General features: G+C 61.2%; 23 protein-coding genes. 9 read left to right on the top strand and 14 right to left on the bottom strand.

Features of this window, described 5'->3' with window-relative positions:
- The first annotated feature begins 1 nt into the window (after position 1).
- Both FH975_RS15700 and FH975_RS15695 read left to right on the top strand, forming a co-directional pair.
- Entirely contained in the window at positions 2–382 is a 381-nt protein-coding gene (locus tag FH975_RS15700) for a hypothetical protein (protein WP_162322123.1), read from the top strand.
- Positions 383–459: 77 nt separating this feature from the next.
- Positions 460–1,719: a glycosyltransferase gene (locus tag FH975_RS15695; RefSeq protein WP_162322122.1), complete on the top strand. Its 1,260-nt coding sequence runs from the start codon at positions 460–462 to the stop codon at positions 1,717–1,719.
- 53 nt (positions 1,720–1,772) lie between these two features.
- Here FH975_RS15695 and FH975_RS15690 read toward each other — a convergent pair whose 3' ends face one another.
- Both FH975_RS15690 and FH975_RS15685 read right to left on the bottom strand, forming a co-directional pair.
- Positions 1,773–2,798 carry a polysaccharide pyruvyl transferase family protein gene (locus tag FH975_RS15690; protein ID WP_162322121.1) on the bottom strand — a complete coding sequence of 342 codons (1,026 nt, stop codon included), beginning with the start codon at positions 2,796–2,798 and terminating at the stop codon, positions 1,773–1,775.
- Between the two features lie 213 nt (positions 2,799–3,011).
- The gene (locus tag FH975_RS15685) at positions 3,012–4,070 is read right to left on the bottom strand and encodes a glycosyltransferase family 2 protein (RefSeq protein ID WP_162322120.1); all 1,059 of its coding nucleotides are present in this window, start codon (positions 4,068–4,070) and stop codon (positions 3,012–3,014) included.
- Between the two features lie 96 nt (positions 4,071–4,166).
- Here FH975_RS15685 and FH975_RS15680 point away from each other — a divergent pair, with 96 nt between their 5' ends.
- The 6 genes from FH975_RS15680 to FH975_RS15655 are packed head-to-tail and all read left to right on the top strand — an operon-like array spanning position 4,167 to position 12,442.
- Entirely contained in the window at positions 4,167–4,970 is an 804-nt protein-coding gene (locus FH975_RS15680; protein WP_162322119.1) for an acylneuraminate cytidylyltransferase family protein, read from the top strand.
- 40 nt (positions 4,971–5,010) lie between these two features.
- Positions 5,011–6,177 (top strand): ATP-grasp fold amidoligase family protein, encoded by a 1,167-nt coding sequence (locus FH975_RS15675; RefSeq protein WP_162322118.1) that lies wholly within the window; start codon positions 5,011–5,013, stop codon positions 6,175–6,177.
- A gap of 23 nt (positions 6,178–6,200) precedes the next feature.
- Positions 6,201–8,003 carry a DUF1524 domain-containing protein gene (locus FH975_RS15670; protein WP_162322117.1) on the top strand — a complete coding sequence of 601 codons (1,803 nt, stop codon included), beginning with the start codon at positions 6,201–6,203 and terminating at the stop codon, positions 8,001–8,003.
- A gap of 26 nt (positions 8,004–8,029) precedes the next feature.
- Positions 8,030–10,012, top strand: coding sequence for a tetratricopeptide repeat protein (locus FH975_RS15665; protein WP_162322116.1), 1,983 nt, complete (start codon positions 8,030–8,032; stop codon positions 10,010–10,012).
- Positions 10,013–10,016: 4 nt separating this feature from the next.
- Positions 10,017–11,696: a glycosyltransferase family 29 protein gene (locus FH975_RS15660; RefSeq protein ID WP_162322115.1), complete on the top strand. Its 1,680-nt coding sequence runs from the start codon at positions 10,017–10,019 to the stop codon at positions 11,694–11,696.
- A complete protein-coding gene (locus tag FH975_RS15655) occupies positions 11,693–12,442 on the top strand; it encodes a histidine phosphatase family protein (protein WP_162322114.1) in 750 nt (249 codons plus the stop codon). The genes FH975_RS15660 and FH975_RS15655 overlap by 4 nt, the downstream gene beginning before the upstream one ends.
- Before the next feature lie 201 nt (positions 12,443–12,643).
- Here FH975_RS15655 and tagD read toward each other — a convergent pair whose 3' ends face one another.
- From tagD to FH975_RS15595, 12 genes are all read right to left on the bottom strand, one after another.
- Positions 12,644–13,201 carry a glycerol-3-phosphate cytidylyltransferase gene (tagD, locus tag FH975_RS15650; RefSeq protein ID WP_162322113.1) on the bottom strand — a complete coding sequence of 186 codons (558 nt, stop codon included), beginning with the start codon at positions 13,199–13,201 and terminating at the stop codon, positions 12,644–12,646.
- Between the two features lie 130 nt (positions 13,202–13,331).
- A complete protein-coding gene (locus FH975_RS15645; protein WP_162322112.1) occupies positions 13,332–14,135 on the bottom strand; it encodes a GvpL/GvpF family gas vesicle protein in 804 nt (267 codons plus the stop codon).
- On the bottom strand, positions 14,132–14,455 hold the full coding sequence (locus FH975_RS15640) for a gas vesicle protein K (RefSeq protein WP_153078961.1): 324 nt from the start codon (positions 14,453–14,455) through the stop codon (positions 14,132–14,134). Before FH975_RS15640 ends, FH975_RS15645 begins: the two co-directional genes overlap by 4 nt.
- Entirely contained in the window at positions 14,445–15,356 is a 912-nt protein-coding gene (locus tag FH975_RS15635; RefSeq protein WP_153078993.1) for a gas vesicle protein, read from the bottom strand. The genes FH975_RS15640 and FH975_RS15635 overlap by 11 nt, the downstream gene beginning before the upstream one ends.
- 66 nt (positions 15,357–15,422) lie before the next feature.
- Positions 15,423–15,863: a gas vesicle protein gene (locus FH975_RS16995; RefSeq protein WP_328821927.1), complete on the bottom strand. Its 441-nt coding sequence runs from the start codon at positions 15,861–15,863 to the stop codon at positions 15,423–15,425.
- Between the two features lie 55 nt (positions 15,864–15,918).
- A complete protein-coding gene (locus FH975_RS16990; RefSeq protein ID WP_162322111.1) occupies positions 15,919–16,389 on the bottom strand; it encodes a gas vesicle protein GvpO in 471 nt (156 codons plus the stop codon).
- A 12-nt stretch (positions 16,390–16,401) separates the two neighbouring features.
- A complete protein-coding gene (locus FH975_RS15620) occupies positions 16,402–16,644 on the bottom strand; it encodes a gas vesicle protein GvpG (protein WP_153078959.1) in 243 nt (80 codons plus the stop codon).
- Positions 16,645–16,649: 5 nt separating this feature from the next.
- Positions 16,650–17,405 carry a GvpL/GvpF family gas vesicle protein gene (locus FH975_RS15615; RefSeq protein ID WP_162322110.1) on the bottom strand — a complete coding sequence of 252 codons (756 nt, stop codon included), beginning with the start codon at positions 17,403–17,405 and terminating at the stop codon, positions 16,650–16,652.
- Positions 17,402–17,809, bottom strand: coding sequence for a gas vesicle protein GvpJ (gvpJ, locus tag FH975_RS15610; RefSeq protein ID WP_162322109.1), 408 nt, complete (start codon positions 17,807–17,809; stop codon positions 17,402–17,404). The genes FH975_RS15615 and gvpJ overlap by 4 nt, the downstream gene beginning before the upstream one ends.
- Positions 17,810–17,870: 61 nt before the next feature.
- Entirely contained in the window at positions 17,871–19,022 is a 1,152-nt protein-coding gene (locus FH975_RS15605; protein ID WP_162322108.1) for an SRPBCC family protein, read from the bottom strand.
- A complete protein-coding gene (locus tag FH975_RS15600; RefSeq protein WP_162322107.1) occupies positions 19,019–19,738 on the bottom strand; it encodes a hypothetical protein in 720 nt (239 codons plus the stop codon). Before FH975_RS15600 ends, FH975_RS15605 begins: the two co-directional genes overlap by 4 nt.
- A 183-nt stretch (positions 19,739–19,921) precedes the next feature.
- Positions 19,922–20,401, bottom strand: coding sequence for an adenylyltransferase/cytidyltransferase family protein (locus tag FH975_RS15595; RefSeq protein WP_153078954.1), 480 nt, complete (start codon positions 20,399–20,401; stop codon positions 19,922–19,924).
- A 146-nt stretch (positions 20,402–20,547) separates the two neighbouring features.
- Here FH975_RS15595 and FH975_RS16985 point away from each other — a divergent pair.
- Positions 20,548–21,426, top strand: an 879-nt coding sequence (locus tag FH975_RS16985) for an LCP family protein (RefSeq protein WP_162322106.1), incomplete at its 3' end; no start/stop codon positions are given.

The raw sequence follows: 21,426 nt of genomic DNA, 5'->3' as shown, positions 1-21,426 counted from the left end.
CATGGCATGTCTGATCATGCTCGTGGCGACCGTAGTGTCTGCATTTGCCGAAGAGTGGAAGTTGGCCATCGCCTGTGCTGCTGCGAGTTTCGGTCTTTTCACTGTTCTCATGCTATTCACCCTGGCAGCCATGCTGCGGACTCTGCGACTAGTCCGTGGGCGGGTACGCACTATTGACCATGAGATCAGGCAAGTTCGACATATGGCAGCAGGCGTCCGCCGCATCGACAACCGAACGGCTGAGCGGTTCAAAATGTTCGAAGCAACGGAAGCTCGAGTTGAAGCAGCGGAGAGGCGGCTCCTAGCCACGTTCGAGGCCCACCGATTCCAGCTTGAAGATGAGGTCGCCGAGTTAAGAAAAGAACAGCTCTCCGGACACTAGGGCCAAAGTTCAGCCTGGGAGATGGCTGACTTGTAGTGCGCTTCCTCAACGTGACCTAAAACAGGAGATGTGGATTGATGAAGTTTGTTGGACACACGCGATTCAGTGTCTACTCCTACCAGTCGGATAAGTTCGCTGCCACGCGCGGAAAGACTGACGAAAACGCTTACCGGGAGTGGCTCTATGCTCCTGAGCGCCTGGAACCGCGCACAGAGATCTTTCTGGAGGAGACGCTTCCCCAGATTGAGCGCGCCCAGAAAGGTAAGCATGACGTTGTGCATGTGGTCTGCTATTCACCCACACTGCCTGAACGCTATAAGGCAGCCTTGCAGGACGCCGAACGCACATTCGACTTTGTTCGTCTGCACGAGGTTGATGAACCAGTCAGCGGATTTGCGCCGCCGGCAGAGGCCATTCGCCAGTCTGTGCAGTGGTCCCTAGGGTCGAGTCAGCGCTTGGGTATATACCGTTTAGATGACGACGATCTGCTTGCAGAGGACTATTTCGACCGCATGGCTAAGTACTCGGAGGTGGCAGGGCCAGGGTGGCGGGTCTCCCTCGGTTACGGTTACTCTGCAATTCGGTCCGAAGGTAAGTACTACTTTGCACGCCGCGACTATCACCCCATGGTGAGTGTAGGCATGTTGTCAATTGTCGATCTGGCACCTGACGGAAGCATCGAAGGGCTCCACGATACTGCACATCAACGAAGCGACACCGGGGGACCGGTCATTCTGGAATCCAGTGAAGTCGCCTTCTTCCGAAGCCGTCACCCTGGACAAGATAATATTCTGGCAAAGTTCAAGGGACAGGATTTTCTGTCATCTGCTGTGGCGGAGATGCGGCGTTGGAGTCCCATTTCTGTTCAGGATATCGGCCACCAATTTCCCGTCTTAGAAGGGCGAATCGATGAGGAGATCGCTCCTCGTGACGGAGCAGTCGAGCTGCTCACCGAGCCGATACAGCTGAAAGAAGAAGCAGTGCGTTTCGATTCTCCGCACAGGAGAGGGTGCCTGCTGTCACTTGAGATTGAAGGCAAGTACAACCGAGACGAAATGTGGGTCGCTTACAAGTTACGTTCAACCAACGGCGCTCAAATTGACGACGCAGATACCAAAGCTAGGTTCTCGGCGAACCTTATCAAGCACAGCACCAAGCATGGCTACTACGAAAGTCTTCCAGCCAACGAGAGAGGCCCCCGGAGGCACCTGGTCGTCCGATGCCCCGAGGGCGTTGAGCTGACAGATTTTGAGATCGTCTCCAAGAAAAAGAAGAAGGTCACTCTCAAGTCGGTCAGGGTCTACCCGCTGCTCAGCAGCGAGACCTCGCATCCCTGACGTCAGGGCAGCGGCACTGGGATCCAGTTCGTTGAGATACTTCGTGCGGACATTCAGTCGGCCAGCAGAGACTCAAGGTTTCTGGTGAACTCGGAGGTCTTGGTCTCTAACAACCCGAAGGGGGAGGTTAGGGCCTCCTCCTCGAGGAATCGCTCCGCAGAGTCTCCGACGAGTCGGAACTGTTGTTCACCTAGAACAGCATCGTCAATCTCGTGATAGAAACGTTCCAGGTCCAGCATTCGGAAGAGAATCTTCTTTTTGAAGTCCCCGAGCGTACCTGTCTGCTCCGCGCTCCTCCGCCCAATACTCACGACCGGACGTCGCGCGTTCATGGCGTTGACCGCGAAGTGGTAGGTGTCAGTCAACGCAAAGGTTGACTGACGGATTGTTTGCTTCATGCTTTCGAAGTGCTGCGGACGTTCCTGTTTCTTCAGACCCAGCCATCGGGCCACGTTGACCCCCTTGAGTCCCGTGCGGCGCTCAAGATAGCTCACCAGCTCCTGGGTGTTTTCGAGTTTAGATCTGTTGAAATAGTAGGCGAACGTCGGGTGCTTATCCTCTCCCCGGGCAGCCTCCTTTTGGAGGAACGCACAATCGAGGCCCAATCGAATGTTATCCATATAACCAAAGTCCACTTCTCGCGAGAGATTCTGAAGTGAGAACGTGTCTCTGACGAAGACCTGAGTGAAGGAGGTTTGAAGATTCTTCAAATGGGGACTGAACTTCTCAGGATCGGCTGAAAAATCATGCTGGAAGTTCTGCCCTACTGCGTAAAGGCTCTTGCCCTCAGGGGCTTGCTCAGGGTTGAAGAGAGCCTGCCAGCGAGCTATGGCCTTCTTGCGTGAGGACTCGATTTTCCAACTTTGGCTTCTCCACGGAAAGCTGCGATGACCATACGTGGGGTTCACCGTGAAATCGCCCCAGTAGATGACTTTGTCATACTCTTTGAGGTCACCCCAGTCCTGAGCTAAGAGGTAGTCACCAGACTTGTCATTCGCACGCTTTTGCGCCACGAACAATGAATAGTCAACGTCACGTTCGTCCAGGAAATCCTTGGCTGCTTGATCCACACTGTGCATCCCAGAGTTGCTGTCATGGGCCGCGCAAACGATGGCAAATCTCTGTGACATTAAACTGGGCCCCTCCAGGCGCATCTGGTGCGAATATCGTGATCAGGCGACGTATAGACCTTCCTGGAGGATCATACTAGTGCTACGTTCTGCGTTGAGGGCCGAAGAAGGCCGCATGCAAGGTAGGCCAGAGACCCATTTCGCCGGAAACCCCCAATGACCTCAACCGGCCACAGCGTCACGAACATCCTGCGCGGTCTGGCGAATAAGCTCCGCATCGCCTGAGTCCAGCGAGACCAGCACCCGGCTTGCGTCCTCGACCAGCCGGGCACGTGAGGTCCTAGCCCCGTACATCTCCGCCATAGCCAGGGCCTGCTCTGCCAACTCCACCACCGCGGCGTCGTCATCCTTGCGCAGAATCAGAATCGGCACATGCAGCTTCAACAGCCGATTCCAGTAATCGGCGCGCATCCGGCCAGCGCGCTTGGCGAGGTCACCACCCTGACCACGGGCCAAGGCCATAATCCCGAAACAATCATGTAGGAACCTCAGCTGCTGAGAAGCCGCAATCTGCGCCCGTGACACATGCACCCTGTGACCTGCATCCGGCTCCTCCAAGGTGATGAAGTAGCAGTCCACGTCATCGACGAGGGCGACTGAATCAGTATGAAGGAACGCCGCGATCATAAACGGGTGGTCCGAGGCATAGATCAAAGACTCATTGAACCGGTATGGCAATGCCCGCAAGTACTCAGTGCGGAACAGCTTCTGCACATGCAGACTGTTCAGCCACCCTGAGTGGTAATCCTGCGCAGGCTGCTTCCCCCTAGGCTCAAGCACATTTGGTGCAGACCGGTTCACCCCCACGTAGCGGCCGATGACAATGTCCGCAGCCTGCTTCCGTGCCGCGCGCAGCATCGCCTCGAGTGCCTCCGGGCCAAGGTAGTCATCGGCGTCCACAAAGAACACGTACTCGCCTGTGGCGGCGTCGAGAACAGTGTTCCTGCCCTTCGACGGGCTCCCGGTGCCACGGTGCTGGATGACATGGAAACCTCCCCAACCGGCTTTCCCGGCGTAACTGCGCGCCACTGTCACCGTGGAGTCCTTAGACCCGTCATCAACTACGAGCACCTCAATGTGCTCAGCGCCGAGAGTCTGCGCCAGGACACTGTCCAAGCACCGGCCGATGCGCTCTGCCTCATTATGACTGGTGATCCCCACGGTGACTTTCACCCCTGAGCCGGAGGCGACACCAGTGAAACGCGCCGGGGTGCGGAGCATACGGGGGAGGAGAGACCGGAGCACAAAAGCCTTCTCTCATGTGGCGGGCAGGTCAGCAAGAAGCCTATCCGAGTCAGACTATTGAACTACACTGTCATGCCTGACCACACGGGACACAGAGAGGCGGACTCCGCTGCAGTGCAGACTCACTCGAAGAGCCAGATACACGAAATCCCCAGATCAGACACTGACAGCATCACCGTAGTGATCCCCGCCCGGGCCGGCAGCGAGCGCGTCAAACACAAAAACACCCGCCCGTTCGCCTCCTATGCCGGCGGTCTGCTGGAGCTGAAACTCCAACAGCTCACCCGCACCTCCGAGATCGACAAGATCATCGTCTCCTCCAATGACCCGGCCGTGCTGGACTACACCGCAGGCTTCGCTCAAAACCACCGAGATGAGCGAATCGTCGCCTTGGAGCGCCCCGACGAGCTGGGACGCTCCTCCACCCCCATGAGCGTGTTCATCGACTACGTGGCCCAGCTTCAAGAGACCGGCACCATGTGCATGACACACGTGACCCACCCGCTGATCGGGTCTGAGCACTTCGCAGAGCTCATCAGCGCCTGGCGCAGCGCCGCCGCCAACGGTCACGACAGCCTTCTGACCGTCACCAAACGCCAGACCTTCCTGTGGGATGAGAACGGTCCATACAACTACGACCCCACCGAAGAGAAATGGCCCCGCAGCCAAGACATCACCCCGCTGTACGAAATCAACCACGGCGCCTACCTCATACCGTTCCGGGTGATGAGGGAAGCCGGTGACCGAGTCGGTCACAACCCCCAAATGTACGAGCTGCCCGAAAGCGTGGTGCTCGACATCGACTGGGAAGACCAATTCACCCTCCTAGAAGACATTGTGCGAGCCAAAGAGCTGCGCGGAATCAGCATCCTCTGAGGCACATGCCAGGCGGCGTGGCAGGAAAGAAAAGGCGGATATGACATTCGGCAGACCCATCAAAAAGTCGCCCTTCCTCAGGTTCACCGCGGCCGAGTACCGCAGGCGAGGAACACAGCAGCGCCGGGACTTCTCCGATAAGGCGAACGTCCACCGCCTCCTGGAGGACAAAACCCTCGGAGGCACACGGCTCGGTCTGCCCACCCAACATGCAGTCCTGACCTCGACAGACCAGATCACCCCCGAGCTGCTGGGGGAGCGGATGGCCCTGAAATTTGCCCACGGATGGTCAGCCAAAGGGATCATGCTGCTAGAACGCACTGGCGAGGACAGATACTTCGATCACATGGCCCTGCGCGAATGGACGCTCGAGGCCCTCCGCGCGCAACAGCGCGCAATAGCTGCCAGATTCCGCCGCAAGCAGCCGGTGTGGATTGTGGAAGAGCTGCTCAACGGTGCCCAACCCGGCGCAGTGCCCTTCGACTACAAGTTCTACATGTTCCGCGGTCAGATCGCGATGGTGGCGCAGATCGACCGCAACTCCTCACCTCCGCGCATGGTGAAACTCGACGGTGATCTGAAGCCTCTCATCCAGGGACGCGACTACCGCTTCCGGCCGAAAGACCTCCAACCAGGGGTCCCTGTGGTGCCCCGCTCCGCGGTGATGCTCTCCCGGTGGGCCATTGAGCTGGCGCAGATGACCGACGCCCCTTTCGTGCGCGTGGACCTCTACGACACCGACCGCGGCCCCTACTTTGGCGAATTCACCTTCTCCTCCGGTGCAGAGTTCAAAGGCACCGTCTCCTACAGCGACGAGCTCCTCGACCGATTCGACCACCTGTTCCGCAACGCGGAGAAAAGCCTGAACGGCGAGCCCGCCGACCAGCCGGAAAACTGGAGCACGCTGCTGCAATCGCTGGACCCCGAAGTCCTCGCAGCCCACCCAGAAATCCCCCTGTCCGAATACGAGCGCTACGCGTACTTCCTCTACAACCGGGGAAACCTCGGGGGAGTCCGACTGGCCCAAGCCCAAGAACGCCTGCTGGACCACGGTGGCCACGAAGCCATCACCCGCTATCTCAGCGAAGCGCACAGGGCTGCAGGGCTGCGCGCAAGAGCCCCCTACAAACCCGCCACACCAGTGCTCAGGAGTGCTGCTCGTACCATCTACAGAAAGTTCGCCCGCCCCACAGAGCATGCCAGCTGAGGCGGGCGCAGAGTGAGCCTGCTATGACCGCCCGAGGCGCCCGGCGGCGTCGTGCTGTGCTGGCACTGGTTGCCCCACTGACCTTGGGGCTGAGTCTCGGCGCAGTGACGGCCCCGGAGGCCTCCGCGTACCCCAGCCCCGAGTCCGTACCCAACCCGTTCCAGGACTACACCGCCCAGGACTACGCCGACGCGCTCTGGAACCTAGAGACCAGCACCTCGGTGCGCACCTATGACCGCGACACCCGGGATGAGTGTGACGTGCTCACCTACACCGTCAGTCACCCCCTGGAGCGTGAACCCACCCAGACCTTCGTGCACATCGCCGATGAGGACGACTGGTGGTGCTCCGGAGCAGAGGCCGACGAACTGCGCGAAGAGTTCGACGCCGCCGAGGAAGATGACGAACACTTCCATCACGGCCGCCCGTACGAGAACACCAACCAGCGGGCGCCCTACTTCGGCACCTGGGCCGATGTGAACGGCAACGGGGTCACCTCACGCACCGAAATTCACGCCCGGGATCTGGGCAACAGCACCTTCACTGTCTCCGGGACCTACCTTGACCACTACACCGGTCAGCGAGTCAACATCGGTGAGACCGAAACCCATGGAGAGCACATGATCCCCGTGGGCCACACCTGGCCGGAGATGCAGCACCGGCCCCGCGAGGCGCGTGTGGCCTACTACAACGACCCCATGAATCTGACCTCCACCATCGGAGAGATCAACCGGGAAAAGGCCGGCCACACACCCAGCGAATGGATGCCCGCCAATGAAGACGCCCACTGCGCCTACTCCATGACCTGGACCCATATAGCCAATAAACACCAGCTCTCCCTGTACCAACGCGACGTCAACCACCTCCGCAACCAGCTCTGGGACTGCCTCCATGACGAGCTGGACGGCGCCGAAACCTTCCCTGAGGGCCGCAGCCCTGACCTGGACTGGCAACACCTACCGCCACAAGCTGAGGGACAGATCACCGAAGAGCCCGGGGGAGGGCCGGCTGAGCACTACTCCACCCGCGACTACGCCGACGCACTCTGGAACCTGGAGAACCATGTGCGCATCCGCGCTGTCGAGCGCGAAGAATATGACGACTGCGATGTGCAGACCCACACCACCACCCACCCGCGCAGTGGTGACACGTATACCTATGCCCGGGTCATCTCACCTGAAAACACCTACTGCACCGGGGAAGAAGCAGACGAGCTGCGTGATGAGCTCGAGGAGCAGGCGGGGCAGGACAGCAGCTTCTTCCACTCCAGTCCGATGGACGGCCAGAGCAGAGAATACTTCGGGTACTGGACAGCACAGGACGACGGGCTCAACACCCGGCACCACGTCCTCGCCAGAGACCTGACGAATCTGGAATGGAACAGCACTGAGACTGCCGTCACCTCAGGAGAGTTCCACGACCCCTACACCGGTGAATCAGTCGACTATTCCGCTCCCGGCACCGTGATTGACCACGTGCTGCCGGTCTCCCACGCGTGGACCGAGATGGAACATCGGGACTCTGATGAGCGCAGGGCCTACTACAACGACGCGGAAAACCTGATCGTAGTCCCCGAAGACTCAGCCAGAGAAAGAGCCCGCGAGGCGCCACGGAACTGGATGCCTGACCATGAGGGCTTCCACTGCCGTTACGCAGTGACCTGGACCCATACCGCCGCCGCACATGACATCTCATTGTTCACCTCAGATGCAGAGCAGCTGCGCAAGACGCTGTATCACTGCTTGGCCGCTGAAACAGGGGACGACGCCGGCATCGAGGGTCCGCGACGGGCGGAACTGAACTGGGCTGGCCTCCCACCCTCCTGAGAGCCACTGGCTAGACTGACTCCCCAATGGTTAAACGTTTGGTCATGGGCGCTGAAGCCGCCCAAAAAGCAATCCGCAGCGTGTCCTCGATACCGGCTGCCGACACCGCGCTCGCCCGTGCCGTGATCGGGGCCGATAAAATCCTCACTCCTGGCATGGCCACGAGCCTGCGACCCAGGAAGACAACGCTCAGCTCATTCCACGAAAAGGTCGCCACCGTGCTCTTCGAGGCCAACCGTGCCGGAGCCATGAAGCTGTTGGATCAGCTGGAGCCGGAGACCATCAACGATGCCGCCACTCTCGAGCGACTCGCGCTTCGCTTCACCAAACTCAAGGAATACTCCGCCGCGCGGATGCTGCGTGAACGCGCCGTCGCGCTGGAGCCAGGGAACCCCGTGCGGTGGGTCGCGCTGTCCAGGTCTCTGCAACGCAACTCGTGGGGAGCCGTCGTCCACGACCCGGTCGCCGGACTGGAACACGGACCCACTTCAGAAACCACCGCCGCACGGGACGCGCTAGCCACCGCCCAAGAATTCGCGCCGGAGAACGCATATGTCCTTCACGAACGCGGCAAACTCGAGTTCGCGCAGGGTGACTGGGCAACAGGCCTTGAGCTGATGCGCCAAGCCGCGGAGATGGAACCCAAAGCGCAATGGTGGAACGACCTCGCCGCCGCCTACCGCAAACCGCACGTCGCGGAGCTGGACAAATCTCTCGACGCCTACGAACGCGCACTGGAACTGCAGCCCCGCAGCCCCACGGCGTTCCGCGGCTTGCTGCTGATGGGGTGCCGCGCAGACCAGGACTGGGCACGACTCTGGCGCAACGCCGAGCGATTCGAACGCGCCCGCAAACGCCGCGGACGCCGCACACGGCTAGCACTGATGGACGTCCTGCGGCCCATGTTCGCCGCTGAGCCTGACGAGTCCGATATCAGCGCCGCGTTGGTCCGACTCAACGTAGCGGGCACCAAAGGCCACCGGCTTTCCTGGCCCACCACAAGCCTGATCATCTACCGTCTGCACTTTGCCCAGCGCATGAAACCAGGGTTCGCCCTCCGGCGGCAGCAGGCCAAACGCACAATCGCCTGGCTGGGCACCGCCAGCGCAGGTCACAGCAGACACCGGCAGAAGCTGCTCTCAGCACTGCTGTACCTGGAGCGCTACAGCGAGGCCCAGCAGCTGATCGATCCCATGCCCTGGGAGCCGGCCAGCACCGCCGAGCGGCACCGCCTGCAGAAGATGGCCGCCGATGTCCACCTCATCCAGGGCCGCACCGCGCCCCTGGCGGACTACGCCCGGGCGAGGGCAGAAGACCTGCCCCTGCCCAATGAAGACACGTTCCGGAAGCTCATCGCGGGGAAGCGGGTCGCCGTTGTGGGCCCCGCCGACACCGGGGACCGTCTGGGCGAGACCATCGACACCTACGACGTCATCATCAGGCCCCGGTTGATGACCGAGTTCACCGCCGACGACGCCGCCCGCCTGGGCAGCCGCACCGACATCAGCTACTTCTCTGGCCGGGACCTGACAGACTTCATGCCCGTAGCGCGGGAGGCCGTTGCCCGCGGTGAGCTGAAAATGGTGATCGGCCGTGGCCTGAGCATGAACAGCTTCAGCGGCGAGATCCCCGACTGGCTCCGGTTCTATCGGCACGACTTCTCGCTCGGTTTCCACGGCCCGCCCATGGGAATCGGCCGCATCCTCTACGACGTGCTGCAGTTCGAACCAGCTGAGATCGGACTGTTCAACATTGACTTCTTCACCGGGCAGACCGCGTTCGGTGCCGGCTACCGCGAGGACAAAGACTCAGGACTCGGACCGTACTCGATCGTCAACGAGATCATCCTCGCCCACGACCTGGTTTTCGAACACCGGCTCACCAAAGCAATCGCCGCCTCTGGAGTGCTCACCGGCCACGGAGTCGCCGGCGAGGTCATGAAGGTGAGTGAAGCGGACTATCTGCAGAAGCTCGCCGAGTCCCCAGCGCTGAAAGCTCACACCAGGTGAGCCCATGGCAGTGAGCCTGCACGGCCTGCGGTGGAAAATCGCCGCCGCCGCCCTCCTGAGCCGGACCACCCGCCGGGCCGGACGATTCCCCATCACTGCATGGGCCATCCGCCGAGCCGCGCAGTCCCTCCAACCGCGCAACCAAGACGCCACCGGCACTTACCGCGGAATCGCCGCAGACCTGCTCCAGCGCACGCTCCCGGTCGAAACCACTGGCGAGGGCGTCCTCTATGACCCCATCGCCGGACTCATCCCCGGACAGGCCACTGAAGCACCCAACCCGGGTGAACTCTCCACACGAGCCACCCGCACGCCCACCGCAGGAAACTACCTTGCCGCCGCTGCGGCGCTGCGCAAACCGTACATCTCAGACCTGAGATCTGCCGTGACACACTACGAGCAGGCCTTCACCATCAACAGCAAAGACCTACGCGCAGTAGAGGGTGCGCTGACCATCGGGGCGCGGACCCACTACGACTGGTCACGCATCTGGTCGGTCGTCCACACACTGGTGCCCAAGCGCGGACCACTGCGCGCAAACGCTGAGTTCTGGCGCGCAGTCGGAGGCATCTTTAGCCAGACTCCCGACGAACAGGCCGTGCTGCACGCCGCAGCGGTCCTGGACGAGCACCGGGAGCAACTGCCCAGCCTGCACCAGCTGCTCTTGGAAGCTATCGCTGCCCGGCTGCAGTTCCTCGGCCACTTCGCTGCCGGGTTCCGCCTCAGAGAAGCCACAGCGCATAACCGCATCAAGGAACTCGCAGGAATCCCGCTGGAATCCGGGATCTGGCTCAAACACCTTCTGGGCGCCTACGCCTATCTCGAAAACCACCAGAAGCTGCGCGCCACCTCGCAGAAACCGCCCGTAGACCCAACTGACCCGCGGTCCCTGATCCAAGCCCAGAAGCTCCAGGCAGACGCAGCGCTCACGATGGGTGAGGCCGGTCCGCTCAGAGCGCATGCCACGGCCAGGCGCAACGCCCTGCCGCTCAATGGTGAGGACACGATGAGCCAACTGGTCGACGGCAAACGGGTGGCAGTCGTCGGTCCCTCCTCCGGAGACGGACTGGGAGACCTCATTGATTCCTACGACGTGGTCGTCCGCACCCGCCACACCCCTGCAGGAAGCGCCCACGACGCCGGCCGCCGCACGGACATCGCCTACTACGCCGGACGCGACCTGCTGCGGGACTTCGCCGAGGTCACCGCAGCAGCAGAATCCGGCGCCTTCCAGCTGGCCGTGACCCGTCCCTTCTTCGTGGAGGCGCCCAGCCTGCAGCAGTGGCCGAACTGGCTGCGCCCTGCACGGTTCGAACACGGACTCTACTTTCGGGGCGCGCCCATGGGCCTCCAACGGATCCTCTACGATCTGTTGCAGTTCCAGCCCGCCGAAATCGCCGTATTCAACGCCGACCTCTACGCCGGAGAAACCTTCGCTGCGTCCGGATACCGGGCCAGCTACACAGCCTTCGGACCCCACAACCAGACCAATGACGTGGTGGTCATGCATGACCTTGCCTACGAGTTCCGATGGACCGCCCAGCTGAACCAAGCCGGACTCATCACCACCCACGGCACCACGGCAGAAGTCTTGAGCCTCAGTGAGGACGCCTACCTCCGCCGGCTGGAATGCGGACCTCTCGGACGGCGGGCTCACACCACGGCCTCAGAGGAAACCCTATGATCCGCGTAATCTGTGTCCGCCACGGTGAAACCGAATGGAACCGCACCCACCGGCTGCAGGGCCAGTCAGAAGTTGCGCTCGCTGACTCAGGTACCCGCCAAGCTCAAGCTGCGGGTCTGTACGTCCGCGGTCAACAACCCACGGCAGGGTACGTCTCACCGCTGAAGCGCACCCACGCCACCTTCGCTGAGTTCGGTCTCGGATTCGACCCCGTGAAGGAGCCCCGGCTGATCGAGCAGAACCTCGGCACCTGGGAAGGCATGAAGACTGCGGCCGCCAAAAGCGACTACACAGCTGAGTACGCCGCGTGGAAGAAAGGTCACGGCACACCGCCCGGGGGAGAGGACCCCACAGCCGTGGTGGCAAGGATGAAGGCCGCGTTCTTCGCCATTGTGCGCAGCGCCGCGACGCTTGACCCCACCCCGTCAGTGGACACCGACTACGCCCTGCGCACCGTGGTGATCGTCTCCCACGGAACCTCCACCAAAGCGCTGCTGGAAGGACTCGGACTCATCGACCGCTCACAGGTCATCTCCCTGACCGCGGCTGCCATCAGCGTGATTGACGTGCCCCTCCACGGTGGCCCGCTGTCATCCTCGCTGCCTAAAGGCGGTGCGAGCATCACCGGCGGACCGGAGGCCGAGGCTGGGATCATTCGGGACCTGACTGATGAGCAGATCCAGTCCTACGCCAAGCTGCGGATGTACAACCTCGCCCCGGAAGTTCTCGCCGCAGTGCGTCCATAGGAAAGACGGTTTGTGCGCGCTCAGTGGCGGTTATTGTCCAGCCGAGTCCCTTAGCTCCTTCGAGACCGATGGCAGCAAGATGGTGGAAGAGGTTGTCGAGGGCGTCATCGATGATCCGCCGACTATGGATCATGGAGCTCATATGCAGCCTGCCAGACTCGGACTATGCATCCTGTGAAGACCGGGCGTGCTGAGGGTGAGTTAATCGCGGCGGGGCGGAGGGGGAAGCCGGGTCTCCGGCGTCGTGCCCAGTGAGCGCAGCCGTGCGGTACCAGGTGGCGGTGGAGCGGGCGCCTGCTGCGCGGCCGGTGGCTGTGCCGAGGGCTTCTGCTCCTCATCTTCGCGCATGTACTCGATCGCTTCGAACAGCAGGTCGCGGCGGATCTCAGACGTGGATGTCCCCTCAGTGCGCGGCAAGTACACCACCTCGCAGTGGCTGCGAAGATATTCGAACCGCGGAGAGTCCTGCCAGTCCGAGCCCATCACCACTACGTCAATCTCATTGGTGGCTACGTCCTGGCGTTTCTGCTCCCACGTCATTTCCGGGATCACCAAATCTACATACCGGATGGACTCCAACATCAGCTTCCGCACCTCATACGGGTGGTAGCTGGGCTGCTTACCGGGCTTCGCCTCGTTGAACTCATCAGTGGACAAGCCCACCACCAGATAGTCGCCAAGTTCTTTGGCGCGCTTGAGCAGGCGGATATGTCCCCAGTGGAGAAGGTCGAAGGTGCCGTACGTGAGAATGCGCTTCATAGGTGTTGTGACTCATTCCCTCGGATCCGCGAATACGCGGGGCGTGCAGCTGGCTGACTTTGGTCGCCCATGAGCGCATAATAACAACCGCAGACAACGGCGATGTTTCACCCCACCCGTCAGAGAGTGCTTATGCGGCGCCGTCCCGGCTCTCGGACGTAACTCCAGCATCGATGTCGACGAAGGAATAGGGCGGCCAGGGGCCTAAGAATCGGATGTGAGCCGAGGGAGTTTCTTCCTGGATGCTGGTCAACTCCGCCCCCAGGCGCGAGATATGCGCTGAATCCACAAGACACGCTGCGGAGAGCACTGAGACCGTCCCTGCCGGACGGTGGGCGCTGGCGTAGTCCTGTAGCTGCAGACACTGCGCGGCCAGCCGAGCACGGTATTCCGGGTACAACTGGTCAGCAGCTGCATCGGTCACCTGTTTCTGCACCTTCTGCAGGCGCTTCTCCAGCAGCCGGCGCACTCCAGGAGGCTTCTCCTCAAGATCGGCCGTCAGTTGGGTGACTGTCGGGTCGTGCTGGGGAAACTCCTCTGTGCTGAGGGTGATTTCCACGCGCAGCTCTGAAGTGCCGGCGAGGTCTGCCAGCCTCTGAGAGAGGTCGTCGCCGGCGTCGTCGAGCCAGCTCTTCAGCTGGTCTGCTGCGGTGGCACCGGCATCATCGGAACCTCGGGCAATCACATTGAACGAGACCGGGAGAACGCTGGAGGCGTGGGACCAACAGTCCTCGATGACATCACTATGCTCCAGCACCCAGCGCTTCACGTCCTCATCGGGGCCTTCGTAGGGTCCGCTGTGGTGGGTGTGGACCACTGCAGAGACCTGTGCTGAGTTCACCGTGTGCAGCGGGGCACCGTCGATCCCGGTGCCGGTCGGGGCGGGACTGTCCGCCGGGACGATGGCGTAGACATAGAGCGTCTGGGCAGTCATGGACTCTCTTTCCGGGCATCCTGCGCCCAACGCTGTGGGTTGATGAGTTTGTCCACAACCTCATCGACCACTTCATCCAAGCCGCGGTGAAGGTCTGTCACTGACTCGGTGATGCCATGATCGGCTTTGATCTGCTCCATCGCCTCATCCAATTCCAACAGTGCCTCACCAAGCCGATTCTGTTCCTCCTCCGTGAGGTCTCCGCCCTCCATACGGCGCACAGCCTGGGTCTCCAGAGCTTCCTGGATGACTTCAACCAGGGTGACCACCAGAGTGAGGACGCCGTGCTTGAGGCTCTCTTCATTGACCTCAAGTGCCACGGGACACCTCCTTTGCGGTACTGGGATGATCTTCGAGTGCCTCAACCCAATGGCTCAGATCCGGACTTGCCAGCTGCACCGTGCCAGATGTGGTCTCCAGCAGAAGGACCTTGCTGTGATTTGTGGGATTACTGCGCTCTTCTGCAGAAATGCTGGTGAGCTGGTCGGGCTCTATCCTCAGGGACGCCCGGTTGTCCATAGGCGACTTCCAAGTCAGCAGGCCATCCTGGGTCAGGGTGGCTCGCCCACCACGCCAGGTCCCGCCTTGGGCGAAGGTTTCCAGATACCACATGCTGCCGGAGATTTTCGGTCCGGCCTGGCCTGCGTCAGAGGGGGAGGAGGAGGGCGCGGGAAGGTCCCGCTGCTTGCGGATAAGGGAGAGCAGGTGCTCTGCGTCGAGTGCGGAGATCCGTGTTTCGCTGCCGTCCTGGAGGGTGATTTTCAACCTGGCCCGGTCGGCGCCTCCGACGGATGACTCCGTGTACTGCTCTGCGGCAGTGATCGAGTCCAGATCCGCCTGCCACAGTGTCTCAGCCGGATCACGGCGGTGCAGGATCAACCGCTTAGTGGTGAGGTATGCGCGGCCTGGCCGCCAGGTTCGGTAGAAGTCGTCCTGATAGTAGCTGGCAGCCATCGCCGCCACGACCTCCTCGCCCTGCGCCATCGGCAGCTCGCGGGTCAGGGAACGCTGAACCCACGCACGGGTCTGCTCGTCCCACTGGCGCATCATGCCGTATTCGATCATGGTCTCGATCCCTGCGATTGTAGCTCGCAGGTTGACTCCGATGAGCGGCACATCTGCCACCGAGATGATCAGGTCCAGATTAAGGTGGACTCCTTTGTTGAGGAGTACCTCCAACAGGTCCGGGAGGGTAGCACCAGGATCCCGAGTCGGCTGCATCGTTGACGAGGCCTCATCTGCGGCGGCCCCTCGTGGTGGAGTCAGTTCACTGTGCGGCACGGGCGGTCACCGGCTGGAGGCCTCTTCAGACTCCTGCTCAGATTCGGAACTGTCCTCCGAAGCGGTCACTTCAGATGCTCCGCCTTCTTCAAGCCGTTTGGAGTAGGCAGACTGCCAGCCGCACCATGGGCAATACTCATCCATCAGCTGCTTCAGCGCTGCGCGTTTGCCGCACTCCGGACAGGTTTCCTTCTGCTCGATTGCTTCCTGCCATGCGACCGTCTCCCGATCGGTGCCTGCCGGGAAGTCCAGGCCGTACTTTGCCGCAGTCTCGAAGGAGGCCAAAGCCGCCCTGATACGGATCCCGAGGAGTTCGACGCCAGCTACGGAGACCATAATGTCGGCGTTGAGCACCAGGCCTTTGTCCAGAAGGGTCTCTACCACCTGCAGGAGGGTACCTTCGCGGCTGCGCTGAGGCTCCATAGCCTCGCCGGTCTGTCTGGCCATATCTGCTGTCCTCCGAATGTGGATGTGTGCTGTGGGGCCGTTCTATGAGAACCGCTCAGGAGTCAGCGCGTCCCCGTACGTAGCGATTGATCCTCTCATAACTGAGGAGCTCGCCGGAGCCATCCAGGTCTATGTCGTATTCCGCGAGCAGATCTGAAGTGTCGGGCACCCGCCTAGCCTCAACGACTTCGAGGGTGACGTTCCAGCCCTCATCGCTCTTCTTCACGCCGACTACTGACTCAGGGGCCCGGCCGGTGAGCGTTCCGAACTGCTCAATCGCCTTCTTGCTCGCCCCAACCGCGCTGAGTCGGGTGCGCCGCCGCGGGGAGGAGCTCTCCTGTTTGGAGCGGGAAGAGGATCCTTCGCTCGATGATGAGCTGGAACGCCGGGCTCCGCTGGACGAGCCCTGCGTGCTGCGGCTCTTCTCTGAGGAGGAGCTGGTGGAGCTGGCCTTCTTGCGGGGCCGCTGCTGGCTCGAACTCTCTTCTGAACTTGTACTCTTTGTGTCTGAGTCGTCTTCGCTCACGGTGTGTCTCCTTTACGGTTGTCTGCGTCGAGTGGATTCCATAAGTCGGGCTACCAATTCGCGCTCCAACTCAGCAGCCTGCTCCTGGTCCAGGTCTCCGGAGTTCCGGGCGGCCTCGACATCGCGAAGCTGCCGGCGGATGTTCCCCGGATCGTAGTGCTGCCTTTCCGCTTCCTGGTGGATCTGTTCCGCCACCCACACTGTGCCGCGCAGCGGTGCCAAGGGTGCTGTGAAAAGTGCCGAGAAAAGCCCCATGGGGACTACACCTCCGGTACGAAATCGTAGGGAGCCTGCGGGCCTACGAGACGGAATGTGCAGCGCGGATGGAGCTCACGGGCCAGATCTTCCACTGTCGAATCAAACGCTTCTACCTGGGCTCGGTCCACCAGAACGGCGACTTCCAGCACATCGTCTGGCTGTCTGCGTTCATGCTCCGCAACATCGGCGGTGACGTTCTGCAGCTGCTGCAAAATGGGTTCCGCTGCGGCGGGCTGCCGCTTCTCCAGTTCACGGACGATCAGTTCACCAAGCTGGATGCGCTGAGGCCGCGTCTGGTCCTCCGATGTGTCGGCGATCGCCTCTCTCAGCCGACCAGCCTCCGGAACCTCCTCCACGATTTCCCGCAGCAGCGTCTCACGGTCAAAGGTTACGGTCAGCGTGAACTGGGACTTATCCGCCACGTGGCTCAGTGCCTGCGTGTACGCCTCGGCATGTGGTTCCAGCACATCATCCACTACGGCACGGGCGTCCGGGACCACGGTGCCGAACGCCAGGGGCAGCACAGAAAAGTCGCGCGCTGTGTCGTTCAGCACGCGGGTATGAGCCAACAGGTCATCCGGTGTGCCGAGCGCCTGATCCGGATCCACCTCACTTGCGAGCATGGCGATTCCCGCATGGTCCACACGTTGGACCGGCTGGCCCTGCACGCCCTCAAGCTCTGATGGAAGTTCGATGTCAGCATGGACTACGCCGTAGAGGTAGACCTCTGCGGCGTAGTCCTCATCCAGCTGGTTCATTCGGATTTGCTGCTCTGGCGTCTGCGGCGAGGCTTCTCGTCCTCTTCGTCATCGTCATCGTCGTCGGGAGTGAGAGCATCTTTGACGCCTTGGACGGCGCCCTTGCTCTTGCCTTCAGCTCCGCCTTCGACCATGCCGCTCATGAGGTCAGGGAGGTCCCTGCCGCCCTGCGCTGCGAGGTCTAGCCTGTTCGTCGCCTCAGCGAAACGAAGATATGTGTCAACGCTGGCGATCACGATTCGGGCGTCGATGGTCAGAACCTCAATGCCTACGAGGGAAACTCGGATGTAGGCGTCGATGACCAGGCCCTTGTCAAGGATGATCTCTACGACGTCTGCAAGGGAGCTTGATGATGGGCGGTCCACATAGCTTCCGCGTGACCGCTGCATTGTTCCGGTGCTCATTGCCAAAACCTACTCTCTGAGGGGCGAGGCCTGACGGCGCGCCGTCCTCATCGGGGTCGGGTTATTTTTCTTCTTCAGCTTCTACGGGTTCATCCTCGTACTCAACATCTTCTTCAGGTTCAGCCTCCTCATCTTCGGGTGCGGGCTCTTCCTCAAGCGGTTCCTCTTCCTCGACGTAGTCCTCATCGGCGGGCTCTTCCTCGTCGACCGGCTCGTCCTCCTCCGCAGGGGCTTCCTCGTCCTCTGCGGGAGCTTCCTCTTCATCGGCGGGGACTTCTTCATCCTCGTACTCGTCCTCAGGCTCCTCAGCCTCAGGCTCCTCGTCCTCCGGTTCCTCGGACTGAGCGTCCTGGTCTTCTGAGTCCTGGTCGGCGGCGTCTTGGTCCGCGGCCTCTTGGTCCTCAGCTTCCTGCGCCTCCTGCTCGAGCGCGTCCTCATGAGTGGTGACGACTTCGCCGTCACGGATCTCACCCCGCCACCCTTCGACAGAGTCCTGATCAATCATGACCTCTGTCATCACGTGATGGACGAAGAACTTCAGCTCCAACCGGAACCTGCGCCCGACAGCGCGCCACAGGTTGCCCGTCTTCTCGACGAAGCCCTGCGGGTGGTACTCACCAATGGTGAGCATGCGGGTCAGGGTAGGAGTGACCTCGTGGAAAGAGACGCTGCCGCTGATGCTGCCCTTTTCACCGGTGGACTCCCAGACGATGTGGGAATCGGGGACCTGCTCAGTGATGGTGGCTTCCCACGTCCTGTGCGACAGGAAAACCTGTCCCTTGATCTTCAGCTTCGCGTCGTCGCTCCACTCGACATGTTCGACCTTCTTCATGAAGTCAGGCCAGTCCTCATACTGAGTGAAAGCGTTGTAGGCGACCTTGAGCGGAACTCCGACGTCAGTCCACTCCACAATGTTCATGAACTTGTTCTTGGCGCCGCCAGAGCTTCCCGAGCCGCCACCGAACGCGCTCTTTACCTTGTCAGCGGCACTTGTCGCCACGCCCGAGGCTACAGCCGAGACGGGGGACTTCCCTTCAGCCATCTTCTCAGCACCAGCCTTGACTCCTTCTCCTACGGAGCCTCCGCTGCCTTCCAACCGGTCGGTCAGCTTATCGACCTGCTCACCAGCTGAGCTGAGCGCCTTGCGCCCCATTGCTTTGGCGTACTCGCCCACTTGGGTCTTGAGTCCGCTCAATGCGTCTTGGCCGCTCATTTCTTTGCCCCCTGGCTCTTAGCAGAGGAGGTCTTGCGGCTCGAAGAGCTCGCAGAGGACTTGCGTGTACCGCTTGTGCTGCGCTTGGCAGGTGCTTTGCGGGTACCGGAAGACTTGGAGCCACCGCTGCTGGACTTCGCGCTGCTGGACTTGGAAGTGCCGGACTTAGCAGGAGCGCGCCGACGTGTCGCAGGCTTCGGCTTCTCCTCAGCAGGCTCTTCTTCTTTGGCATCCTCTTCTTCAGCAGGAGCCTCGTCCTTGGACTCTTCCTCTTTCGGCTCTTCCTCTTCTTCCTCAGCAGACTCGTCCTCTGCAGACTCGTCCTCGGCAGGCTCTTCTTCGGACGGGGCCTCTTCTTTGGCCTCCTCCTTGGGTTCTTCTTCGGCGGAGTCATCCTCGCCATCCTCGGAGTCAACCGAACCCTTGCCGGCGGCGTCACTAAGTGAGGCGTTCAGCTTGTCCGTGCGCTCCTGAAGCGAAGAGCTGAGGCGGTCCACGCCACTGGACACAATGCCCTGCGCGGACTCGGAGAGTTTGGAAAGCTCTGGGGTGGAGGCGCCGAACGCGCCCAACGCCTTCTGGATCTCATCCCAGTTCCTGAAGAGCGCGGAGCCCGAGGCGCCTGCGGCCATAGTCATAGCCAGTTTGAGCTTCTTCGTGCGTCCCAAGAGGTATCCGCCAGCCAGGAGGCCAGCTACCTTCAGTTTGTCGTCCATGTGATTTCCCGCCCTTAGCGTGTTGACGATCTGTAGAAAATAACTACTTTTGTCTAATTCAATGTCACGCTAGTGACGGAGTCTGGACACTGCCTGCAATTTAGCCGACCATTGAGTCACCAAAAAGTCGTATGCCTCCAGCATTCGCCTGTGTCGGCTCGCCGGCTGCCAGCTACACGGGGCTCAGGCGGTTCGGGGCAGGGCTGTCAGCTGCGTGGTCAGAGGTGCCGGCTCAGCGGGAAGTGCGCCCGGTACGGTCACGGCGTCAGCCAGCAGATCGCGGCGGATCTTGTTGGTCGACATTCCCGGGGTGTTCGGCAGATACACCAAGTCGCAGTAGTCGCGGAGGTATTCGAACCGACCCGAACCCTTCCAATTGGACCCCATCACCACGGTGTCCACGTGATAGCGGCGGATGTCATCCACCTTCTGCTCCCAGCTCGATTCGCCGATGACCAGATCCACATAGCGGACAGCCTCCAGCATGTCGCAGCGGGTGTGGAACTGGTGGTACGGCGCCCTCTGGTGCTTGGCTCGGACCGCAAAGTTGTCCGTGCTGGCCGCGACGATCAGGTAGTCGCCAAGCGCCCTGGCGCGTTTGAGCAGGTGGATGTGCCCCCAATGGAGCAGGTCAAAGGTCCCATAGGTCAGAATTCGCCTCATCAGTACCTCAACATCCCCTCAAAAGGTGTGGCGCCACGCGGCGCCTGCGTCAATTCGCTGCAAGAACTATTTCCGCATGATAGCAATCAAATAAAAAGGGAATGTTTCAAGCGCGGGTAGAGGATGTCTCACGTACCCTGTAACCCGTGACCGAGCATCTATTCAGCCAGACCGAAGACGTTGAGCCCGACCACCGGAGCTCCCGCGGCAAGAAAATCACCATCGGAGTGATCAGCGGAGCCCTCGTGCTGCTCCTAGGTGCGGCAGCCGTAGCCGCTGTCTACCTCAACTCGCTGCGCGGAGCATATGAGAGTGCCGTCAACGTGATTGACGAGGAAAACACCTTCCCGGAGGAGGGTGAACGGCCCGAGCGAACCACACGGGAAGAGAACGGCGAAGACGTCGACGACGAGCAGCTCAATATCCTGCTCATCGGCTCTGACTCAGGAGGTGGCTCCGGCGAGGAAGAGAACGTCCCATGGCTGCCGAACGCTGGGCGTGCCGACACCATCATGTGGATGCACATCCCACACGAACGCGACTCCATCCAGCTGATGTCCATCATGCGTGACACCTGGGTACCCATCCCGGGCCACGGCGAGGCAAAGATCAACGCCTCGCTCTCCTTGGGCGCAGGCTCATCCCTCGCAGTGGAAACCGTTGAAGAGCTCGTGGGGGTCCCTGTTGACCATGTGGCCACCGTGGACATGGTCGGCTTCCAAAACCTGGTCTCAGCTATGGACGGCGTCACCGTGGATGTACCCACCTCCTTCACCTCCCTTGACGGCTACGAGTTCACCGCCGGACCGCAGGCGATGGACTCCACTATGGCCATGAGCTTTGTGCGGGAACGCCAGTCCTTCAGCGACGGCGACTACACCCGCGTAGCGAATCAGCAGGCCTTCGTCGGCGGAGTGCTCAGCGAGGTGCTCACCGCCTCCACCCTCACCAATCCCGCACGAATCCACGACATGGTCTCCGACCTGGCTCCCCATATGGCAGTGGACTCCCAGCTGGCCGAAGCT

Origin of the sequence: Nesterenkonia haasae, from assembly GCF_010119385.1 — a bacterium.
Lineage (GTDB): Bacteria > Actinomycetota > Actinomycetes > Actinomycetales > Micrococcaceae > Nesterenkonia > Nesterenkonia haasae.
The sequence above is the reverse complement of the archived record's forward strand: the minus strand, read 5'-3'. Positions and strand labels throughout refer to the sequence as shown.